Below are 19,580 nucleotides of genomic sequence, written 5' to 3' on the forward strand. Positions count from 1 at the left end.
CGGGGGCAACGAGTTTGATGCACCCCGCCGGTATCGCGCGCCTCGACGCTGCTCGGGCGCCCGGACCACCACGTTCTCGTCATCGGAGGGGGAAGTTTGTGCCGAGTGCTGCTGCCGGTGACCGAATTTCGTCTTCCCGACCGTTTGGAGATCACTTGTGACCACTTCCCATCCACCGGGTGCGCAGGCAGCGCCGGGCCGCTCCAGCACGCAGGATTCGCCGCTCTTCGTCGACGGGCAGCGGTTCTCGATGTACACGCCGGAATTCGCCGCCGACCCGCACGCCGCCTACGCGGAGATGCGGCGGCAGCACGGGTCGCTGGTCCCCGTCATGCTCGCACCCGGGGTGCCGGCCACCCTGGTGATCGGTTACCGGGCCGCGGTGCAGATCCTCAACGATCCCGCGCACTTCCCCGCCGACCCGCGCACCTGGCAGCAGTCCGTCCCGGAGGACTGCCCGGTCCTGCCGATGCTCGGCTGGCGGCCGAACGCGCTGCGCACCTCGGGCCGTGAGCACGACCGCTACCGCGACGCCAACACGGCCGCCATCGACGGCATCGACATGCACCACATGCATTCGGTGATCGAGCGGATCGCGATCGCGCTGATCAACGAGTTCTGCGACGAGGGCTACGCCGACCTGCTCGAGCAATACATCTACAAGCTGGTGCGCAACACCCTCGACCACCTGCTGGGGTGCACGCCCGAGATCGGCCAGCGGGTGGCCACCGGCTCGGCGATGATGTTCGACGCCCAGGGCGACGCGGAGGCCGGCAACGCGATGCTGCTCGACGCCCTGCGCGAGCACATCGCCTACAAGCGGTCCCATCCCGGCAACGACATCACCAGCCGCCTGCTGAACCACCCGGCGGGCCTGGACGACGAGGAGATGATGCACCAGCTGGTCACGCTGTACGCGGCGGGCGTCGAGCCGGGTGTGCATCTGATCGCGAACACGTTGCGCCGCATGCTCACCGACGACCATCTGGGCGGCGACCTGATCGGCGGCAGCCTCGCCACCCGCGACGCGCTCGACGAGGTGCTGTTCACCGACCCGCCGCTCGCGAACTACTGCGTGAGCTACCCGCGCCAGCCCATTCTCATCAACGAGGTCTGGCTGCCGGCGCATCAACCGGTCGTCATCAGCATGGCCGCCGTCGGCGCGGATCCCGGTGTCGCCGGGGGTGATCGGACCGGCAACCGGTCGCATCTGGCGTGGAGCGCGGGCCCGCACGCCTGCCCGGCGCGCTCGGTCGCCTATCTGATCGCGCGCGACGCGATCGACCAGCTTCTCGACGCGCTGCCGGAGATCCAGCTCGCCGTCCCGGCCGAACAGCTGGTGTGGCGCCCCGGCCCGTTCCACCGCGCGCTGGTCGCGCTGCCGGTCGCCTTTCCGAAGTCGGCGCCGTTCAATCTCGGCTGACGACCCCCGCGGCCCGCACGTCCCGCCGCACAGCGGATTCGGTCGGTGCGGGCCACGCTCGGGTCGGCGACCCGGCTCAGCCCAGGTACAGCGGCGGGGACGGCGCGAAGGTGACGGGCAGCGACGCGAGCGCGCGGTGGAACGGGCCCGGCCGCCAGGCGAGTCCGTCCTTGCGCACGGCCAGCGTCAGGTCGGGGATGGCGTCGAAGAGCTGATCGATGGCGTGCTGCACGGTGAGCCGCGCGGGGTCCTGCGCGGGGCAGGCGTGCGGGCCGACGCTCCACGCCAGGTGCGAGCGGTTCCCGATGCTGCTCTCGCCCAACTCCGCACCCCGGATCGCGGGATCGTTGTTGCAGGCGGCCAGGCTGATCACGACCGGCTTGTGCGCGGGCAGCCAGACCCCGTCGACCATGATCGGCTGGCGCGGGTAGGTGGTGCAGAAGTTCGCCATGGGCGGGTCGTTGAACAGCACCTCGTCGACCGCGTCGACGGTGGACAGGTTGCGGCCCAGCACATTCTGGCTCTGGAACCGGTCGTCGGTCATCATCAGCACCAGCGCGTTGGTGATGAGGTTGCGCTGTGCCTCGAAGCCCGCGCCGTAGAAGCTCATCAGCTGCGCGAAGACCTCTTCGTCGTCGAGGCCGTAGCGCGGTTCGGCCAGCACCGCGGTGACGTCCGTGCCGCCGTGCTCGCGCTTGAGCCGGATCAGCTCCATCAGCGCCATCTTCAGCGTCTTCATGCCCTCGGGGCGGCCCTCGAAGCGCTGCGCCATGCCCGTCGCCACCTGCTCGCCGATGTCGGTGGGGCAGCCGACCATGTGGTTGAGCACATCGAGGACGAGCGGAAACGCGTACTGGGTCACCAGGTCCGCGGAGCCGTCAGTGCAGAAGTTGTTGATCAGCGGCCGCGCGATCTGCTCGACCGTGGCCGGCACGGCGTGCAGGTCGATGCTGTCGATGGCCGCCCGCGACGGCGTCCGATACCGTTGGTGCTGAGCGCCGTTGCTGTAGCGCGCGGCGGGCAGGTACGCCATCATCGGGCGGACGGGGGAGTCGGCGGGGATGGTGTCCTGCCAGGTGCGGGGGTCGGTGGGGAAGTGGTCGGGGTCGTTGAGGATGCGCACGGCGGTCTCGTGCCGGACCACCAGCGTGGCCGGTACGCCCGGGGCGAGCATCACGGGCACCAGCGAGCCGTACTTCTCGCGCATCTCGCGGTAGGCGGTGTGCGGGTCGTCGACGAACTCCTGGGTGTACATCGGCACCCCGTCGTCGGTGTCCCCGGAGGCCCCGTGCTGAACGGGGCACATCCCGGTCGCGGTGGTGTAGGTGGAGGGGGGCTGTGGTGTGGTCAAAGAGGTGACTCCAGACAAGAGAACCGACGTGAAGCGATCAGTGAGCGCGGGCCCGTAGAGCAGGGCGCCTGCCGCGAGCGAGGTCCGTGGCGCGCCGGGTCGCGGCGGGGGCGGAACAGCAGCCTCCACGACCCGTCGACCGGAAACTTGGCGACTCGCCCACGGGTAGCAACATAGCAACGATCGCCATCGCGTGCGGCAACCTCATCCCACAGCTGGCCCGAACTCGTTATCGCCGCGCGGATGTAGCTGCGCGCCGGTCCGGCGCGCAGCGGCCCACACCCGTCGGTTCCGGCTCAGGTTGCTCGCAGCTCGGCCATCGCGGTCACGACGCACCGCAGGACCTGCCATTCGCCCGAACCGGTGAATTCGCCGGTACCGGGCGGACATTCGAGATGCAGCCCGCCGGGAACCGTACCGGTCGCCCGGCAAACGCGGAGGAACTCCCGGATACCGGCGGTGACACCGTCGATGCGGGCCTGCCCGCCGCCGTGCTGCGCCTGCACCCCGAGGGCCGTCGGGTCGCACATCCAGCACACCGGGGTCTCCCGAGCGGCCACCGTGCCGATCAGCTCCGGCAGCCACTCGGTCACCCGCTCGTCGCCCAGCCGGGCCACCAGCGTCAACCGGCCCGGCCGATCGTCCGGATTCAATTGCTGGCACAGCCTTTCCACCTCGTGCGGGGTGGTCGCCGCGGTGATCGTCACCGCCACGGGATTGCGGATGCGTGCCGCGAACACCCTGCGGCCCTGGGCGTTCCGCACCCGATCACCGATCCACACCAGCTGCGTCGAACAGTCCCACCAGTGCCGGTCCGGTCCGCCGCGGGTGAGCGCGGCCCCGTACCACAGCGTCGGCGCCTCGTGCGAAATATGCAGGCGCGTAATGGAACTGAACAACTCCCGGGAGGCCGTCGGCGCGGACGCCGCCAGCGGCAGCAGCCCGGCGACCTCGCGCATCAGGTCGCGGGTGGCGGGCTCGGCGAACCGGTCGGCCACCTCGCGCAGGAGATCGCCGCTCAGCGCGACCGGAGCCTGCTGCCCGCGCCAGTAGTTGAGCGCGGCGGCCGCGCGGAAGTAGGTCTCCAGCAAGGGATCCGACGCGGTGCGGCCGTCGTCGTCGAGTGTGCCGAGCCGTCCCGGCAGGTGACTGATCGGCACGACGCGCACCTCCGTGCCCAGGCCGTGGGTCAGCACCGCGGTGGCGGCGTGGATCAGCGCCCGGCGCGCGGCGAGGGTGCGGGTGTCGCAGTCGAGGTGCCCGCCGCCGTCGCCGAGGTGCAGGACGAAGGCCTGGCCGCGGGCCGCCGCGTCCAGGTCGGCGGTCAGGGTCTCGCAGTCGCTCGGGTCGACCAGCGGGGGCAGCGTCCGCAGCTGCTCGACGCTGCCCTGCGGCGGTTCGTCCTGTGCCGCAGCCGATTCCCGCGGCGCCGTGGTGAGATCGGCGGGCGTCGGCTCCGGGGTGTCGGGTTCGTCGGCCCAGTGCGGATCGCCCTCGGTGAGGTGGGCGCCCGCGGGCGGGATGACATCCGGGTTGAAGGATTCGCGGATGTAGCACAGCGGCCGGTCGGCCAGCGTGATGATGTACGCCTTGGTGGCGCACAGGCGGCCGTCCGGCCAGCGCGCCACGCCGGCCCGCAGCACCTGGCGGCGCTGGGACACCCCGCGCGAGACCAGGCTGTAGCCGATCGGCATCTGCACGTCGTCGACCCCCGTCGCGGCGGCCGGGCCGCTGACGGTGACCACGTGGTTGACCGACACGGTCACCATGTCCGGGTCGATCAGGCACGAGCGCCGCACGATGACGCGGTCCGAACCCGACACCTGGAGGGCGTCGGTGACGGTGGCCGGCATCCGGCCGGCCGCCACGTCGTCCTGCCGCAGCACCCGCACCTCGAGCTCGGTGCGCAGGATGGCCTCCAGCACCGGCATCGTGAAACCGTCACTGGCCAGCAGCATTCGGGTGAGCGGATGGGCGAAGCGGGCGATCTCGTCCCGGGGGGAGCGCACCCCCGCATCGCCCGGCGAGGAGTCGCCGGGCGACGCGGGAACGGAATGTGTGATCGTCACGAGAAATCCGTGTCCGACGATCCGTCAGTGCGCCTCGACATCGTCACGTTTCGGCGGCAGGAACGGCCGGACGACGCCCTCCATCTCCTCGGCGCTGCGCGGCCTGCTGGTCAGGCCCAGGGTCGGCTCGGTGGTGATGCGCACCTCGCCCATCACCGTGTCCGCGCCCAGTGGATCGCGCCAGATGTTCCAGACCGGGGACATGTCCAGATGCCCCATGTACTTCACATTGACGCCGTCCTCGTCGATGCGCCCGGCCTCGCTGGTGATGGTCTCGGAGTCGGTGCGCTGTTGTTCGCCCGAGGACTCGCCGACATCGGTGAGCCCGGCCATGATTCGGGTGAACGACTGCTCCGGAGTGTCGCCCTCGTGCACCTCGGTCAGCGTGCTGGCGTGCGAGAAGTACTCCTCGGCCCCGATGTACTGCTCGTACATCCGGGAGACCAGCACCAGGAAACGCTCGTAGGCCCGCCGGTAGGTGTAGTCGAAGAACGCCAGCGCCTCCGACTCCGGCATCTCGCCGCGCAGCGCGGTCGCGATCGAGGCCGCGGCGGTCAGTCCGCCGTAGGTGGCCAGGTGCACGCCGGTGGACAGCAACGGGTCCAGGAAGCACGCCGCGTCGCCGACGATGACGTAGCCGGGGCCGTGGAAGCGTTCGGACACATAGGAATAGTCCTGTTCGGCCTTGACGTCCGCGACCTGCCGCGCGCCCTCGAGCATCGCGCCCAGCTTCGGGTTGTTGCGGATGGAGTCGTGGTAGAAGGCCTCGCGGGAACCCAGCTCGCGGATGCGGGCGGCCGCGACCTTGGTGGACACCACGTAGCCGACGCTGTATCGCCCGTCCGCCAGTGGGATGTGCCAGAACCAGCCGCCCTCGTCGGTCGAGACGACGTTGATCGCGCCCTCGGGGCTCTCCGGATGCAGATGCGCACCCTCCCAGTACGACCAGACGGCGATGTTGCGAAACAGATTGTGCTGCTTGCGCATATCGAAGTACCGGCGCGAGAGCAACCCGGCCCGGCCGGACGCGTCGACGAGGAAATCGAAAGTGGTGGTGCGGATCTCGTCGTCGCCGGCCACCTTCCATTCGACGGCCGTCGGGCGGTCGCCGTCGAACAGGATGTTCTCGACGGTGGCCTGTTCGATCACCTCGGCACCCTGTTTGGTGGCATTGCGTAACAGGATGTTGTCGAACTCGGCGCGGTCGACCTGCCAGGACCAGGCCTCGGCATCGATCAGCTTGGACCAGTCCAGCAGCCAGGTGTCGTTCTTCCACTGGAAATAGCCGCCGCGTTTGATCTGGAATCCGTGGGCGGCAACCTCGTCGTAGGCGCCGGACAGGCGCAGTGTCGACAGGCAGGACGCCAGCAGTGATTCCCCGATGTGGTACCGCGGGAATTGATCCTTTTCCAGGAGGGTGACGCGAATTCCCGAACGGGCGAGCAGTGCCGCGGTGGTCGACCCGGCGGGGCCGCCACCGACGACTAGGACATGCGGATTTCCCATAGCAAACTCCTGGAAACTACCGACAACGGAATGCGCACGCCCGCTTCCGGCGACCGGGCCCACTCCGGGCTCACGGGTGATCAGCAACCTGGAACGAGCATTGCCGCTAGATAACTATTCGGCGTGGCGCAAAAGTTATTGTATGAAACGATCGTTGAAACCTCAAGTGCAAGAACATTTCTGGGTGATTGCCGCCGATCGGCGAGAGGCTGCTGAAGGGTAGCGGAGACCCGCGCGTGGGAGCAGCGGCGAACTGCTCACAAGCGGCATGGGGAGAGGGGATGCCGAAGGGGCCGGTCGACCCGGAAGTTGTCTACGGAACTGGACGCTGCGCCGGGAAGGTCACCGCAGGGGGAGGGCCTGATCGGCGGCGGAGCGGCAATGATCGTGTCGTCTCGTCATCACCTCGGTCTTCCTCGTTGACTCGTAGGCCTCGATCCAGAGTACGGGCAAGTGCGGTCCCACGGGACCGTTGCCGACAAATCGGTCGAAACTATGTGTTCGCACTATTGCGAATCGCGCAGCGGTGGCCGCGGCCCGAGATCCCCTCGGGCCGTGCCCCTTCGATGTTCAGTTGCGCGGCGCCGCGGCCACCTCGACGGTGGTCGCCACCGCCTGCTCGGCGCTCGCCGCGGTGCAACGGCCGAGGCCGCAGGCGGTGGCGACGCCGTACACGGGCCGGCCCGCGGCCGACTCGAACAGGTCGCGCGCGCGGAGGCTGTCGGCGGCGGAATCCGGTGACACCACGCCGGCGATCACCCGCCAGTCCGGTGCCAGCTTCCACAGCGGCGCATAGAATCTCGGCTCCAGCGGCGCCGGCTCGGCGCCGAATCCACACGGCACGTGCACCGGCGGCAGTGGCACGCCCGCCTTCGCCAGGCGGCGCGCGGTCTGGTTGAGCAGGGTGACTGCGGGCGTGAGATCGCGCGGGGACAGCAGGCTCTTGTGCTGGTAGTCGCCGTAGCAGAGATGGACGATCGACTCCGCGCCGCGCTCGTGCAGCCGCGTCACGAAACCGGCGAGCTGCGCCGCGACGAGCGGCGCCAGCGCCCACAGTGCCTGCAGCTGCTGGGCTTTGACCATGCTCAGCAGCGCGATCGGCGACTCGACCTGCCACACCACGCGGTCGCCGTAGCGCTCCTGGACCTCGCCCACCTCCTGCAGTACCGCCTCGGTGAACACCGGCAGGTTCCGCAGCGCGGCGACCACGACGTCGAAGTGGCGCAGGGCCTTCCCGGTCGGCAGGCCGGCCTCGACCGCCTTGCCGGCCATCACGAACATCGCGAGGTCGAGCGGGTTCGGCTGGGAGATCTGCACTTTGGTGTCGGCCAGCTCCGGCCGTTGCGCGCGCAGCTCGTCGAAGGCCGCGATCACCTGGGCGATGCGCTCGACCCGGCCCATCGCCACGTCCTTCGGCTCGAGCGTCCGGCCCGGACGCACGCCGTAGGTGGGGAAGGCGCCGTAGTCGGTGTAGTCACCCGGCGCGACGAGCTCGAAGACGTCGTGTTCCTTGCGAGAGAGCAGATAGTCCATGATCCAGTCCGGGTCCAGATCGCAGGGGAGCGCGGTCACCGGACGGCCCGCGCTGTGGTCGGCGAACCACCGCAGCACCGCCTCGTCTCCGGTCATCAACTCTCTCGGCAGTGTCCCGACGTAATGCGCGAATCTTGCTTGCTCTGCTGTGTTCTGCATGCGCGTTTCCGTAACTCGAGTAGAGACAATCTGCCCAATTCACATCGTTTGCCAGCTTTCCCAGGGTACCCCGGTACTTCGTCCCCGATGTGCCGTTCGTGGGAGGTCGCCGGGCCGCGGCCGGGCGAGCAGATTTCATGTGCCTTGTCAAACATGCTCTCTGCCAGCACTTTTCGCGTGTGCATCGAAGTTTCGGTCCGAACGTCGCGCGCTGTGTCGGCGCGAGCGGGCGGTGCGTTCGGCCGACCGCGCGGTTTGCGCGCGAAACGCTGAGTTCACCCGGCGGCCACCGTGCGGTCGAGCGCCGGAACCCTTATGATTTCCGTTGCCTGTCAATAGCTTTCATCCACTTGTGATTTGGAGTTTCCTTGCGCGCACCCGAGTCCGCCCCGTTCGCCGCGACCTGCCCGGTGGCCCACGGCTCACCGCTCGACTCGGACGGCCCGCGGGTGCAGCTGCACTCGCCGGAGTTCGCCCTCGACCCGCACGCGGCGTATCGCGCGATGCGCGAGCGGTTCGGTTCGCTCGCGCCGGTGGAGCTCGCGCCGGGCGTGCCCGCGACCCTGGTGCTCGGCTATCGCACCGCGCTGCAGGTGCTCAACGATCCGGAGCACTTCCCGGCCGACCCGCGCCGCTGGCAGCAGGACGTGCCCGCCGACTGCCCGGTGCTGCCGATCATGGAGTGGCGGCCCACCGGCAGCCGCAACGCCGGGCAGGAGTTCGCGCGCTACCGGCAGGCCACCATCGCGAGCATCGAGGCGGTCGACCTGTACGGCATGCACGCCATCGTGGAACAGATCGCGCAGCCGCTGATCGACAGCTTCCGCGCGGACGGCGAGGCGGACCTGTTGTCGCAGTACGCGTTCCCGCTCACCTTCCAGGTCTGCTGCGCCCTGGTGGGCTGCCCGCCGGAGATCGGCCAGCAGGTGGCCACCGGCATGGCCGCCATGTTCGAGGGGACCAACGCCGAGCAGGGCAACCGGATGGTCAACGACGCCATGCGCGCCCTGGTGGCGCTGAAGCGCACCGAGCCGGGCAACGACGTCGCCTCGATGCTGCTGGCGCACCCGGCCGAGCTCGACGAAGAGGAGCTGGTCCACCAGCTGGTGACCTTCTACGGCGCGGGAATCGAGTTGCAGCTCAACCTGATCGTCAACACGCTGTTGCTGATCATCACCGAGGACCGGTTCGGCGGCACCGTGCTCGGCGGCAGCATGTCCACCCGCGACGCGCTGGACGAGGTGCTGTTCACCGACCCGCCGCTGGCCAACTACTGCATCACCTACCCGCGCCAGCCGATCCTGCTCGACGACGTCTGGCTACCCGCCCACCAGCCCGTCCTGGTCAGCATGGCCGCCTGCAACAACGACCCCGCCATCCGCGCCGACGACCGCACCGGCAACCGTTCGCATCTGGCGTTCGGCATCGGCCAGCACGCCTGCCCGGCCCGCTCGCTCGCCTACCTGATCGCCCAGGACGCCATCGACCAGCTGTTGGACATGCTGCCCGACATGCGCCCCGCCCTCCCCGGCGGCGAACCCACCTGGCGGCCGGGTCCTTTCCACCGGGCACTGGCCGCACTCCCGGTCACCTGGTGAGCGGCGGGTCGGAAGCGGCACGTCCACCGCGATCGACGCCGCTCTGATCGACAATGCGCCACGCCGTACGACGGGGCACGCCGGGTGATCCGTCGTTTCCACCGAATCGCCCGGGGCGCAATGGGACAATCGCGGCGGACGCTGCCGCGCGAACAGTGGCCGCGGCGGTGGCAACCCGCCCCGCGAGCCCGTGCGCGCTGCCGGTCCGATGGAACGGTGATGAGGCGAGGTAGCCATGAAGACCGGAAGCATACTTCTCCTGATCTGGCTGGTCGTCGGATTCGTCGCCGCAGCGCAGCGCCACTATTTCGACTCCGGCCCGATCACCTGCGCCACCTTCGGCAACATCTCGCTGACGATTCTCGCGGGTCCGCTCAACTACATGGGCGTGAATCCGCATCTGGGGAATTGCGAACTGCCGCAACCCAGTCCGTGAACCGGCGGCTACGCGCGGGCGACCGACGCGCCGCCGCGGCGCGTGGCGGCGTAGGTCTTCGCGAACATGTACAACCCGGTGCCCAGCAGCACGGCGAGCGGGAGCAGCGGCAGGTAGGACACCCACACCACCGGTTCCTCCTGCGCCAGCGCGACGACGGTCGCCACCATGGTCACCAGTAGGACCACCGCCGACCACCGATGCGTCGGCCGCACCCAGCCGCGCACCGTGACCACCGCGTCGCCGCGCCCCCGGCGGCGCGCGTAGCGCACCAGCAGGTAGATCCCGGAGATCAGCAACAGCGCGAGCGGCACCAGCGGGACATAGGACACCCACACCGGCCCCCGCAACGCCAGTACGACCACGGTGACGACCACGGTCGCGGTGAACACGACCCCCAGCCACCGGTGCGCCTGCCGAATCCGCCTGCTCCAGCCCATCTCTCCTCCTTCGGACGAATACCTCCCGGCCCTTCGACCAGGAGCGGAAGTAGTTGCCCCGACGTTAGCCATGCCCACCACCTCGCGCTTCTCGATTCCTGACCGTTTCGGACGGCAGGTGGGACGTGGCCCGGCCGGGCGCTCGTACTATGGCGCTGTGCGATGTGTCGAGCCGGTGCGGGATGCGGCGGAGCTGTGGGATATCGCGGTGCCGGGGCGGGCGAGCCGGGTCGCGGGGCTCACGATGGCCGGGTTCCGCGGGCGCACCGGGGAACTCGTCGACATCGGCGTGGTGCCGTATCCGGCGGCGACGATGTTCCTCGATTTCGGGGACGCGCTGCTGACCGACGGGACGCACGGCACCGGGGTGCGGGGGAGCGGCGTGGCCGGGCTCGGGCCCGCGGACATCCGGGGGCGCGGGTGCGAGATCGACTGCTTGCAGGTGCGCTTGTCGCCGGTGCTCGCGCACGCGGTGTTCGGCTCGGCGGCGGAGCTGAGCGGCACGCTGGTCGCGCTCGACGAACTCTGGGGTCCCGAGGCCGCGCGGCTGCGCGAGCAGGTGTCCGCCGCCCGCACCTGGGCGGAGCGGTTCGCGCTCGCCGAGGCCGCGTGTCTGCGACGGCTCCGGACGGGCCGGGCGGTCGACCCGGAGGTCGGTTTCGTGTGGGACCGCATGGTGGCGGACCGCGGGCAGGTCCGGGTCGAGGACTTGGCGGCCGAGGTCGGCTGGAGCCGTAAGCGGCTGTGGTCCCGGTTCCGGTCGCAGATCGGGGTCACCCCCAAGCACGCCGCCAAGCTGGTCCGCTTCGACCACGCCGCACACCGTCTCGCCGGCGGCCACGGCGCCGCCCTGGTCGCGGCCGAGACCGGCTACGTCGACCAGTCCCACCTGCACCGCGACGCCATGGCCTTCGCCGGGCTGACACCCACGGCCGTCGCGGGCGCGCCCTGGCTCGCGGTCGACGACGTCGCGTGGGCCGCCCCCGCGCGATAGCGCACTCCCGCCCGCGCGGGAACATTTGTCCAATACGGCCGCCGCCGCGCGGTCGATCCTGACTGTCATCGGAAACGCTCCGGTCGGCACGCTCTGCCCTGCCGACCGAGGCGCGAGAGCACGGGACGGCAGGAGACAACTCGATGGCACACCTCTCGACCGCTTCGGCGGCAACGGGTTTCGCGGAAGCGCCACGGCGATGACCGCCACCGACCTCGTCGAGGTCCGCACACCGCCTGCGCCTTCGCCGCGCCGCGAGGCACCGGCCGAGAGCGTGCCGGGCCTGCTGCGGCCGTATCTGGGTGGCTTCGGCGCCGTCGTGGTGCTGCAACTGATCGGGTCGGTCGCCGGGCTCGCGCCGCTGCTCGCCGTGGTGGAGCTGGGCCGGATCCTGTTGTCGCCCGGTCCGATCGACCGCGGCCACGTGTGGTCGGTGGTGCTCGCCGGGGTGGTGGGCCTGCTCGTGCGGCTGGTCTGCACGGCCGCGTCGTCGGGTGTCGGGCATCTGCTCGACGGCCGGGTGCAGCTGTCGTTCCGCCGGCTGCTGGCCGCGCGGCTCGGGCGGGTGCCGATCGGGCGGCTGTCCCGCCGCCGCACCGGTGAGCTGGCGAAGGTGGTCGGCGAGGACGTGAGCGCGGTGCACCCGTTCATCGCCCACACGCCCGGCGAGCTGATCTCGGCGTTCGCGGTGCCGCTGGTGTCGCTGGTCTACCTGCTCACCGTCGACTGGCGGCTCACGCTGATCACGCTGATCCCGGTGCTGCTCGCGGTGGTGCTGGTCCCGCTGATGATGACCCCGGCGCGGCTGCGCGAGCAACGCGAGTTCGACGCGGCGATGGGCCGGATCGCGAATTCGGTGATGGAGTTCGTGCAGGGCATCGCGGTGGTCAAGGCGTTCGGCGGCTCCGGGCGCGCGCACCGCCGATTCCGAACCGCCGCAGACGATTTCGCCGACATCTTCCTGCGGATGGTTCGTGGTCTGTCGGGACCCGCCGCCCTCATGCAGGTCGTGCTGGCCCCGCCGTTCGTGCTGCTGGTCGTGCTGACCGGCGGCGCGGTGCTGATCACCGGCGGCGACTTCGCCCCCGCCGACCTGCTGCCCTTCCTGCTGCTGGGCCTGGGGCTCACCGAGCCCGTGGCCGCGCTCGGCCACGGCTTCGACGATCTGCAGGCCGCCCGGCGCGCGGTCGGCCGCATCCGCGACGTACTCGCCGAGCCCGCGCTGCCGGAACCCGCGCAACCCCTTGTGCCACAGGGACATCGGGTGGAGCTGCGGGACGTCCGGTTCGGCTACGACGACGAGCGCGAGGTGTTGCGCGGCATCGACCTGGTGCTCGAGCCGGGCACGGTGACCGCGCTCGTCGGCCCGTCCGGCAGCGGGAAATCCACACTGGTGCAATTGCTGCCGAGGTTCTTCGACCCCACCGGCGGCACCGTCAGCCTGGGCGGGGTGGACCTGCGCGACCTCACCGGCGCGGAGCTGTATCGCAAGGTGTCGTTCGTCTTCCAGGACGTCCGCCTGCTGCGCGCGTCGGTGGCCGACAACATCGCGCTGGCCGTCCCGCACGCCGGGCGCGAGGAGGTGATCCGGGCCGCGCGGCTGGCGCACATCCACGACCGGATCCTCGAGCTGCCGCGCGGCTACGACACCGTGCTCGGCGACGAGGCCGGACTGTCCGGCGGTGAGGCCCAACGCCTTTCGCTCGCCCGCGCCCTCTTGGCCGCGACGCCGGTACTCGTGCTGGACGAGGCCACCGCCTTCGCCGACCCGCAGACCGAACGCGCTGTGCGGCAGGCGTTGTCGGCCTCGGGTGAGCGCACGATCCTCGTGATCGCCCACCGCCTGGAGACCATCGCCGACGCCGACACGGTCGTGCTGCTGGAGAACGGCACCGTGGTCGAGCGCGGCGCGCCCGCCGAATTGCTCGCGCGCGGCGGCATATTCGCTCGGCTGCGGCAGGCGCGGCACACGCTCGGCGCCGACGACATCGACACCGCCAGACCCGCCGACCGAGGAGACGAGACCCGATGATCCGAACACTGCTGCGGGTGCTGGGACCCGAGTACGCCGGCCCGGTGCGCCGCACCGTGGCGCTGATGACGACGACCGCGGTGGTCGAGGGCCTGTCCTACGCGCTGCTGGTGCCGGTGCTGCGGGCGCTGTTCGGCGACGATCCCGGCAGCGCCCGGCCGTGGCTGGTGGCGTTCGGCGCGGCGGTCGCGGTGTACGCGGTGCTGCGTTATCGCAGCGACCTGTCCGGCTTCCGTGTCGGCACCACGCTGCTGCGCGGGGTGTACCACCGGCTCGGCGACCACCTGGCCCGCCTGCCCGTCGGCTGGTACACCGCCGGGCGCGCCGGAGAGGTGTCGGTGCTGGCCAGTCGCGGTGTGCTGCAAGCGATGAGCGTGATCGCGCACCTGCTCGCGCCGCTCGTGTCCGCGACGGTGACGCCGCTGACCATCGTCGCCGTTATGGTCGTCTTCGACTGGCGGATGGGACTGGCCGCGCTGATCGCCGCCCCGGTGGTCGCGGCGATCCAGGCCCGCACGGGACGGTCGACCGCCGCCACCGACGCCGAACGGCACGAGCGCGATCAGCAGGCCGCCGCGCGGGTCATCGAATACCTGCAGGCCCAGCCGGTGCTGCGGGTCGGCGGGCGGACCGGGGAGCGCTTCGAACTGCTCGACGACTCGCTGCGGGAGCTGCAGCGCGCGTCGCGCCGCTCCGCCCTGTCGGCGCTGCCCGGCATCGTGGGCCTGACCCTGACGGTGCAGACCATGTTCACCGCGCTGCTGATCCTCGGCACCGCGCTGGCGCTCGGCGAAAGTCTCGGCGCGGCAGAGTTTCTGGCGATTCTGGTGCTCGCCGCCCGCTGCGCCGATCCGCTGCTGTCGCTGGGGAACATCGGCGGCCGGGTGCGCGCCGCCCGCGCCGAGCTGATCCGGCTCGACGCGGTTCTGCGCACCGCGCCGCTGCCCGAACCGCGCGAGCCGATCCGGCCGCGGCGCCACGACCTCGCGCTGGAGTCGGTCACCTTCCGGCACGGCGACCGCACGGTCCTCGACGACGTGTCGCTGACCGTGCCGCAGGGGCAGCGACTCGCCGTCGTCGGCCCGTCGGGCGCGGGGAAGAGCACGCTGCTGCATCTGCTCGCGCGGTTCTACGACGTGGACGCCGGCACGGTCCGGATAGGCGGCGTGGACGTGCGCTCGGTCGACACCGAGGTGCTGATGGCGCAGTTCGCCGTCGTGTTCCAGGACGTCTACCTGTTCGACGGCACCATCGAGGACAACGTGCGCCTCGGCCGCCCCGACGCCGGCGCGGACGAGGTGCGCGCCGCCGCCACCGCGGCGCAGCTCGACGAGGTCGTCGCGCGGCTGCCCGACGGCTGGGACACGACGGTCGGCGAGGGCGGCGCGCTGCTGTCCGGCGGTGAGCGCCAACGGGTTTCGATAGCGCGGGCGCTGCTGAAGGACGCGCCCGTCGTGCTGCTCGACGAGGTCACCTCCGCGCTCGACCCGGTCAACGAGGCCGCCGTGCACGAGGGCATCGAGCGGCTGCTGGCGGGCCGCACGGTGGTGCTGGTGGCGCACCGGCTGCGCACGGTGCGGCGCGCGGACCGCATCGTATTCCTCGACGGCGGCCGCGTCGTCGAGGACGGCAGCCATGACGAACTGCTGCGCCGGGGTGGCCGCTACGCCGAGTTCTGGGAGATGTCCGCGACACACCGGTGAACGCCGCTCCGGGTTCACCCCGAGTTTGTTGTCCGCGCGGGACCGCGATGTCACCCTGAGGGTGTGTCTACGTCCCAGCGGACGAACCGGGCGGGGTATGCCGAAATCACCCCCGCCTACCGGCTTCTCGACATCGTGCACGCCACCGCGCTCGCCCGTGCCGAGCGCCGGCTGCATCGCGAGTTCACGATCCTGTTCGACGGCAACACGATTCACCGCTGCCTGCACGACTCCTACGCCGAAATCGCCGCGCGCGCACCGGTGAAGCTGTATCTGCCGCTGCTGGCCGAGCGCTTCGCCCGCCAGCGGTTGCACGCGCGGGCCAAGGTGGAGGCCCGCGTCGAGCACGCCGTCCCGGTGGTGCTGTTCCTGTGCACGTTCAACGCCGGGCGGTCGCAGCTGGCGCTGGGCTTCTTCGAGCACTACGCGCGGGGCCGGATGCTGGGGTGGTCCGGCGGGTGCGAGCCCAGCGGCGCGCTGAACCCGGCGTCGGTGGCGGCCATGGCCGAGGTGGGCATCGACATCTCCCACGAATTCCCCAAGGCCTGGACCGACGAGATCATCCTGGCCGCCGACGTCATCGTCACCATGGGCTGCGGCGACGCCTGCCCCCTGCTGCCCGGCATCCGGCACGAGGACTGGATCGTCGACGACCCCGCCGGCCTGCCGGTCGCACAGATCCGCCCGATCCGCGACGACATCCACCGCCGCGTCCTCACCCTGCTCGCCGACCTCGACCTCCCCGTATCCGCCCGCCCGCCTTCGCTTCTGCCCGATTCCGCCGGCTGACACCGCCGCCGCTGTGGTCGGCATCACGGCACATCGCCGCGTCGCGCGCGGTCGCGGAGCGCTACCTTCGAAAGTGTCATTCTCATTATCGAGAATGCATCGGGCGGAGGGTGGATCGTGACGACCATACCGAGCGGCTTGGCCGGACGCGGCCGGATCCTGCGGGAGATGGGCTTCTCGACGCGGCGGGTGGGCGAGGAACTGCACGGGTCCGCCGAGATCACGCCCGAGATGCACGTGCCGGGCGCCGCCGCGCTGCGCACCTCGGTGCTGGCGACCTGGGCCGACACCGTCTCCGGTCTGCTGGCCTCGCTGGTGATGGGCCCGCGGGTGCCCGTCACCCTCGAACTCGACGTCCATCTGTACCGGCCCGCTCCCGCCGCGGGCGAGGTGCGGGCGGTCGGGCGGACGGTGAAGGTCGGCCGCTCGGTGTTCGTGGCCGAGTGCGAATTCAGCGTCGACGATGAACCGATCGCCTTCAGCGGCTCGTCGTTCATGGTGGCGCCCGACCCGGACGTGCAGCTGCCGTCGTGGCTGAGTGTGGACCTGCCGCCCTCGGCGGAGCGACTGCCCGCGCCCCTGGCCGAGCGGGCGCGGTGCGAGCGCGTCGCACCCGGCACGGCGACGCTGCCGCGCACGGAGGAGGGGCTCAACGCCTCCGGCACCGTCAACGGCGGCCTGCTCGCGCTGGCCGCGGAGGAGTCGGTGCTGTCGCTGGCCCCGGGTGACAGCCTGAGCTTTCTCGGTCTGCGCTACCTGCTCGGCGCGCGGGTGGGACCCGTGGTCGCCGAGGCCCGCCGGCACGGCGACCTGGCGCGGGTGGAGGTGCGCGACTCCGGCAACGACAACCGGATCACCACGCTCGCCACCGCCCGCACCTTCGGCTGACACGCCCCGCTGCCGCCGAATTGCCGATCCCACCGGGCGAACCCCGATTCAGCGCCCGCGACTGTTTGCGAGCTGGGGCAACGGGTAATTGCCGTGATGTAGCTGTTGACGTCGTCAGGCGCGTGGAGACCACCGCGCGGCCGGAGTGGGGCGGCGCTACGACTACCGGGCCGTTCCGGGCGGCGGGTTGCCGTCGTGGCCGGACCGGTCGAAGGACGAGAGTGTGTCGCGATCGAGCACGAGAACTGCGAGTGGCACCCCGTCGAGAAACAACTGTTCCACGAATCATGCGGTGTCCCAGCCGCGTTCGCTGCGTGGCACGACGGCACCGACACACATGAGGAGGAGCCATGACACACGCGACGTTGGAATCGGTGATCGGCAATACCGTCTACGACTCCGCCGGGGACAAGATCGGCAAGGTCAAGCAGATCTACCTCGACAACGCCTCGGGTACGCCGACCTGGGCGGCGGTGTCCACCGGAATGTTCAGCGGCGATTCGATGGTCCCGCTGGCGGGCGCGCAACACCGCCCGGACAACAAGACGCTGCAGGTCGGAGTCGACAAGGAACACGTCAAGTCGGCGCCCTACCTGGACGACGACGGCCACATCAGCCGCGAGGCCGAACAGGAACTGTTCCGCCACTACGGCATCAATCCGCAGCAGGCGGGCTGGACGGCGTACGGCCGCCAGCACATCCGCCCCGGACCGGACGAGCCGATGACACACGGCCGTTCGAACGAGGAGATGATCCGCTCGGAGGAGCGGCTCGAGGTCGGGACGCAGCGGGAGGAGACCGGTCACGCGCGACTGCGCAAGTACGTGGTGACCGAGAACCAGTCCGTCGACGTGCCCACCACGCACGAAGAGGTGCACATCGAGCGCGAACCCATCACCGACCCCTCGCAGGTGCGTTCGCCGCAGCTCGGTGAGCAGGAGCAGGAGGTCACGCTGCACGAGGACCGGGTGACCGTCCGCAAGGAATCGGTCCCGGTCGAGCGGGTCCGCCTCGCCGTCGACGAGGTCGAGGACCACCAGACGGTGTCCGACAGCGTGCGCAAGGAGCGCATCGACACCGAGGGCGTCGAGCAGGACAGGAAGCCCCGCAAGGGCGATCACTGACGCACGGTACGCGCGAGAGACCGGGGATCCCCCGGTCTCTCGCCGTGTCCGCTCACACTCCGGACGGCACCGTGTCGAGATGCTGGTGGATGGCGTCGAGCAGGCCGTTCACGGCGGCCAGCGAGGACTCGTGCCGACAGCTCACGGTGGGGAACTGATCGGAGCGGGCGACGAACACGCGCAACTCCTCCGACCAGTGGACGTGTACCGCGGACAGCAGGATGTGGCGGTCGGTGTCGTTCATCGCGGCCTCTCACCGTTGGTGACCGGGATACACGTCGACTGTGACACGGCCGAGCCCGGTGCGGAAGCGCAACGATCTCGTTGATTCATACCCGTAACGCGCGGTTCGCCCGATCGATGCCGCGGGTCGCCCCCCGACACGCCACAGCCGCTGTGCGACAGTGATACGTTGTGCATCCGGTCGGGGCCGGAACGGGTTGGCTACGGGGAGAATTCGGAGTGACACCACATCACGCGGGGCGCGTCGCGATGCTCGCGGCCGTCACGGCGGTCACGGCCGCGTTGACGGGCACCGCCGCACCGGCGGCGGCCGCGCCGGTCGATCCGGTCACCTCGAGTGGGCAGCCGGCGGCCGCGCCGGTCACCGCCGACGGCTCGCGCGTCGCGGGCGTCACCGTGCACGACGAGCGGCGCCTGACGCTGCGGGTGTTCTCGGCGGCGATGAACAAGCAGATCATCGTGGACGTGCAGCGCCCCGCCGACACCTCCGTGCCGCGCCCGGTCCTCTACCTGCTCAACGGTTCCGGCGGCGGCGAGGACCTGGACACCTGGGGCTCGATGACCGACGTGCTGCGGTTCCTCGAGGACAAGAACGCCAATATCGTGCAGCCGATCGGCGGCGCGTGGAGCCTGTACACCGACTGGGTCGCCGACGACCCGGTCCTGGGTCGCAACAAGTGGACCACCTTCCTCACCGAGGAGCTGCCGCCGCTGGTCGACGCGGCGCTGAATGCCAACGGGCGCAACGCGATCGTGGGATTGTCGATGGCGGGCGACTCGGTGCTGGCGCTCGCGATGCGCAAGCAGGGGCTGTACCGCAGCGTCGCCTCCTACAGCGGGTGCGCGCAGACCAGCGATCCGCTCGGGCAGCGCATCGTGAAGACCATGGTCGAGGTGTGGGGCCACGGCGACCCGGTCAACATGTGGGGCCCCGACAACAGCCCCCTGTGGGCGGCCAACGATCCCTACCTGCACGCCGACCGGTTGCGCGGGCTGAACCTGTTCCTCTCGGCCGGCAGCGGGCTGCCCGGCCCGCACGACACCGTGGACAGCCCGTTCCTCACCTACGGCACCACCCGCGGCCCGGAGACCTTGGCGAATCAGATCCTGCTCGGCGGCCTCATCGAGGCGGGCGCCAACGCCTGCACCCAGAATCTGCGCACTCGGCTGGACGAGCTAGGCATCCCCGCGACCTACGACTTCACCGCGAACGGAACGCACTCCTGGGGCTACTGGCAGGACGCGTTCAAACGGTCCTGGCCCGTGCTGGCCGCGGGCCTGGAGCTGTGACT

16 protein-coding genes are annotated in these 19,580 nt (G+C 70.5%); 10 read left to right on the forward strand and 6 right to left on the reverse strand.

The features are described from left to right. Window positions 1-157: 157 nt before the first annotated feature. Window positions 158-1,423: a cytochrome P450 gene (locus IU476_RS25810; RefSeq protein ID WP_195104261.1), complete on the forward strand. Its 1,266-nt coding sequence runs from the start codon at window positions 158-160 to the stop codon at window positions 1,421-1,423. 76 nt (window positions 1,424-1,499) lie between these two features. Here IU476_RS25810 and IU476_RS25815 read toward each other — a convergent pair whose 3' ends face one another. The 4 genes from IU476_RS25815 to IU476_RS25830 form a co-directional block, all read right to left on the reverse strand. Then, window positions 1,500-2,774, reverse strand: coding sequence for a cytochrome P450 family protein (locus IU476_RS25815; RefSeq protein ID WP_438944072.1), 1,275 nt, complete (start codon window positions 2,772-2,774; stop codon window positions 1,500-1,502). Between the two features lie 296 nt (window positions 2,775-3,070). Further along, complete coding sequence (locus IU476_RS25820; protein ID WP_195104263.1) at window positions 3,071-4,843, reverse strand: 3-deoxy-7-phosphoheptulonate synthase; 1,773 nt, start codon at window positions 4,841-4,843, stop codon at window positions 3,071-3,073. Window positions 4,844-4,867: 24 nt separating this feature from the next. Further along, window positions 4,868-6,349, reverse strand: a complete 1,482-nt coding sequence (locus tag IU476_RS25825; RefSeq protein ID WP_195104266.1) for an NAD(P)/FAD-dependent oxidoreductase — start codon at window positions 6,347-6,349, stop codon at window positions 4,868-4,870. A gap of 570 nt (window positions 6,350-6,919) precedes the next feature. Beyond that, window positions 6,920-7,978: a hypothetical protein gene (locus tag IU476_RS25830; RefSeq protein ID WP_195104268.1), complete on the reverse strand. Its 1,059-nt coding sequence runs from the start codon at window positions 7,976-7,978 to the stop codon at window positions 6,920-6,922. Between the two features lie 431 nt (window positions 7,979-8,409). Here IU476_RS25830 and IU476_RS25835 point away from each other — a divergent pair, with 431 nt between their 5' ends. Then, window positions 8,410-9,639 carry a cytochrome P450 family protein gene (locus tag IU476_RS25835; protein ID WP_195104271.1) on the forward strand — a complete coding sequence of 410 codons (1,230 nt, stop codon included), beginning with the start codon at window positions 8,410-8,412 and terminating at the stop codon, window positions 9,637-9,639. A gap of 235 nt (window positions 9,640-9,874) precedes the next feature. Then, on the forward strand, window positions 9,875-10,075 hold the full coding sequence (locus IU476_RS25840; RefSeq protein ID WP_195104272.1) for a hypothetical protein: 201 nt from the start codon (window positions 9,875-9,877) through the stop codon (window positions 10,073-10,075). Between the two features lie 8 nt (window positions 10,076-10,083). Here IU476_RS25840 and IU476_RS25845 read toward each other — a convergent pair whose 3' ends face one another. Next, window positions 10,084-10,515, reverse strand: a complete 432-nt coding sequence (locus IU476_RS25845; protein ID WP_195104273.1) for a hypothetical protein — start codon at window positions 10,513-10,515, stop codon at window positions 10,084-10,086. Between the two features lie 157 nt (window positions 10,516-10,672). On the opposite strand from IU476_RS25845, the gene IU476_RS25850 reads away from it, so the two are divergent. The 6 genes from IU476_RS25850 (at window position 10,673) to IU476_RS25875 (ending at window position 18,045) form a co-directional block, all read left to right on the forward strand. Then, complete coding sequence (locus IU476_RS25850) at window positions 10,673-11,509, forward strand: AraC family transcriptional regulator (RefSeq protein ID WP_324194312.1); 837 nt, start codon at window positions 10,673-10,675, stop codon at window positions 11,507-11,509. A 199-nt stretch (window positions 11,510-11,708) separates the two neighbouring features. Then, window positions 11,709-13,541 (forward strand): ABC transporter ATP-binding protein, encoded by a 1,833-nt coding sequence (locus IU476_RS25855; RefSeq protein WP_195104274.1) that lies wholly within the window; start codon window positions 11,709-11,711, stop codon window positions 13,539-13,541. After that, window positions 13,538-15,244: an ABC transporter ATP-binding protein gene (locus tag IU476_RS25860; protein WP_195104275.1), complete on the forward strand. Its 1,707-nt coding sequence runs from the start codon at window positions 13,538-13,540 to the stop codon at window positions 15,242-15,244. The genes IU476_RS25855 and IU476_RS25860 overlap by 4 nt, the downstream gene beginning before the upstream one ends. A gap of 105 nt (window positions 15,245-15,349) precedes the next feature. Beyond that, window positions 15,350-16,033 carry an arsenate reductase ArsC gene (locus IU476_RS25865; protein ID WP_195104376.1) on the forward strand — a complete coding sequence of 228 codons (684 nt, stop codon included), beginning with the start codon at window positions 15,350-15,352 and terminating at the stop codon, window positions 16,031-16,033. A 117-nt stretch (window positions 16,034-16,150) separates the two neighbouring features. Next, window positions 16,151-16,921, forward strand: a complete 771-nt coding sequence (locus IU476_RS25870) for a PaaI family thioesterase (RefSeq protein ID WP_324194314.1) — start codon at window positions 16,151-16,153, stop codon at window positions 16,919-16,921. A 350-nt stretch (window positions 16,922-17,271) separates the two neighbouring features. Next, complete coding sequence (locus IU476_RS25875; protein ID WP_195104276.1) at window positions 17,272-18,045, forward strand: PRC and DUF2382 domain-containing protein; 774 nt, start codon at window positions 17,272-17,274, stop codon at window positions 18,043-18,045. Window positions 18,046-18,097: 52 nt separating this feature from the next. On the opposite strand, the gene IU476_RS25880 is transcribed toward IU476_RS25875, so the two are convergent. After that, the gene (locus IU476_RS25880) at window positions 18,098-18,289 is read right to left on the reverse strand and encodes a hypothetical protein (protein WP_195104278.1); all 192 of its coding nucleotides are present in this window, start codon (window positions 18,287-18,289) and stop codon (window positions 18,098-18,100) included. Between the two features lie 248 nt (window positions 18,290-18,537). Here IU476_RS25880 and IU476_RS25885 point away from each other — a divergent pair, with 248 nt between their 5' ends. Continuing rightward, window positions 18,538-19,578: an alpha/beta hydrolase gene (locus IU476_RS25885; RefSeq protein WP_195104380.1), complete on the forward strand. Its 1,041-nt coding sequence runs from the start codon at window positions 18,538-18,540 to the stop codon at window positions 19,576-19,578. Window positions 19,579-19,580: the final 2 nt, after the last annotated feature.

Source organism: Nocardia blacklockiae (genome assembly GCF_015477355.1).
GTDB classification, from domain to species: domain Bacteria; phylum Actinomycetota; class Actinomycetes; order Mycobacteriales; family Mycobacteriaceae; genus Nocardia; species Nocardia blacklockiae.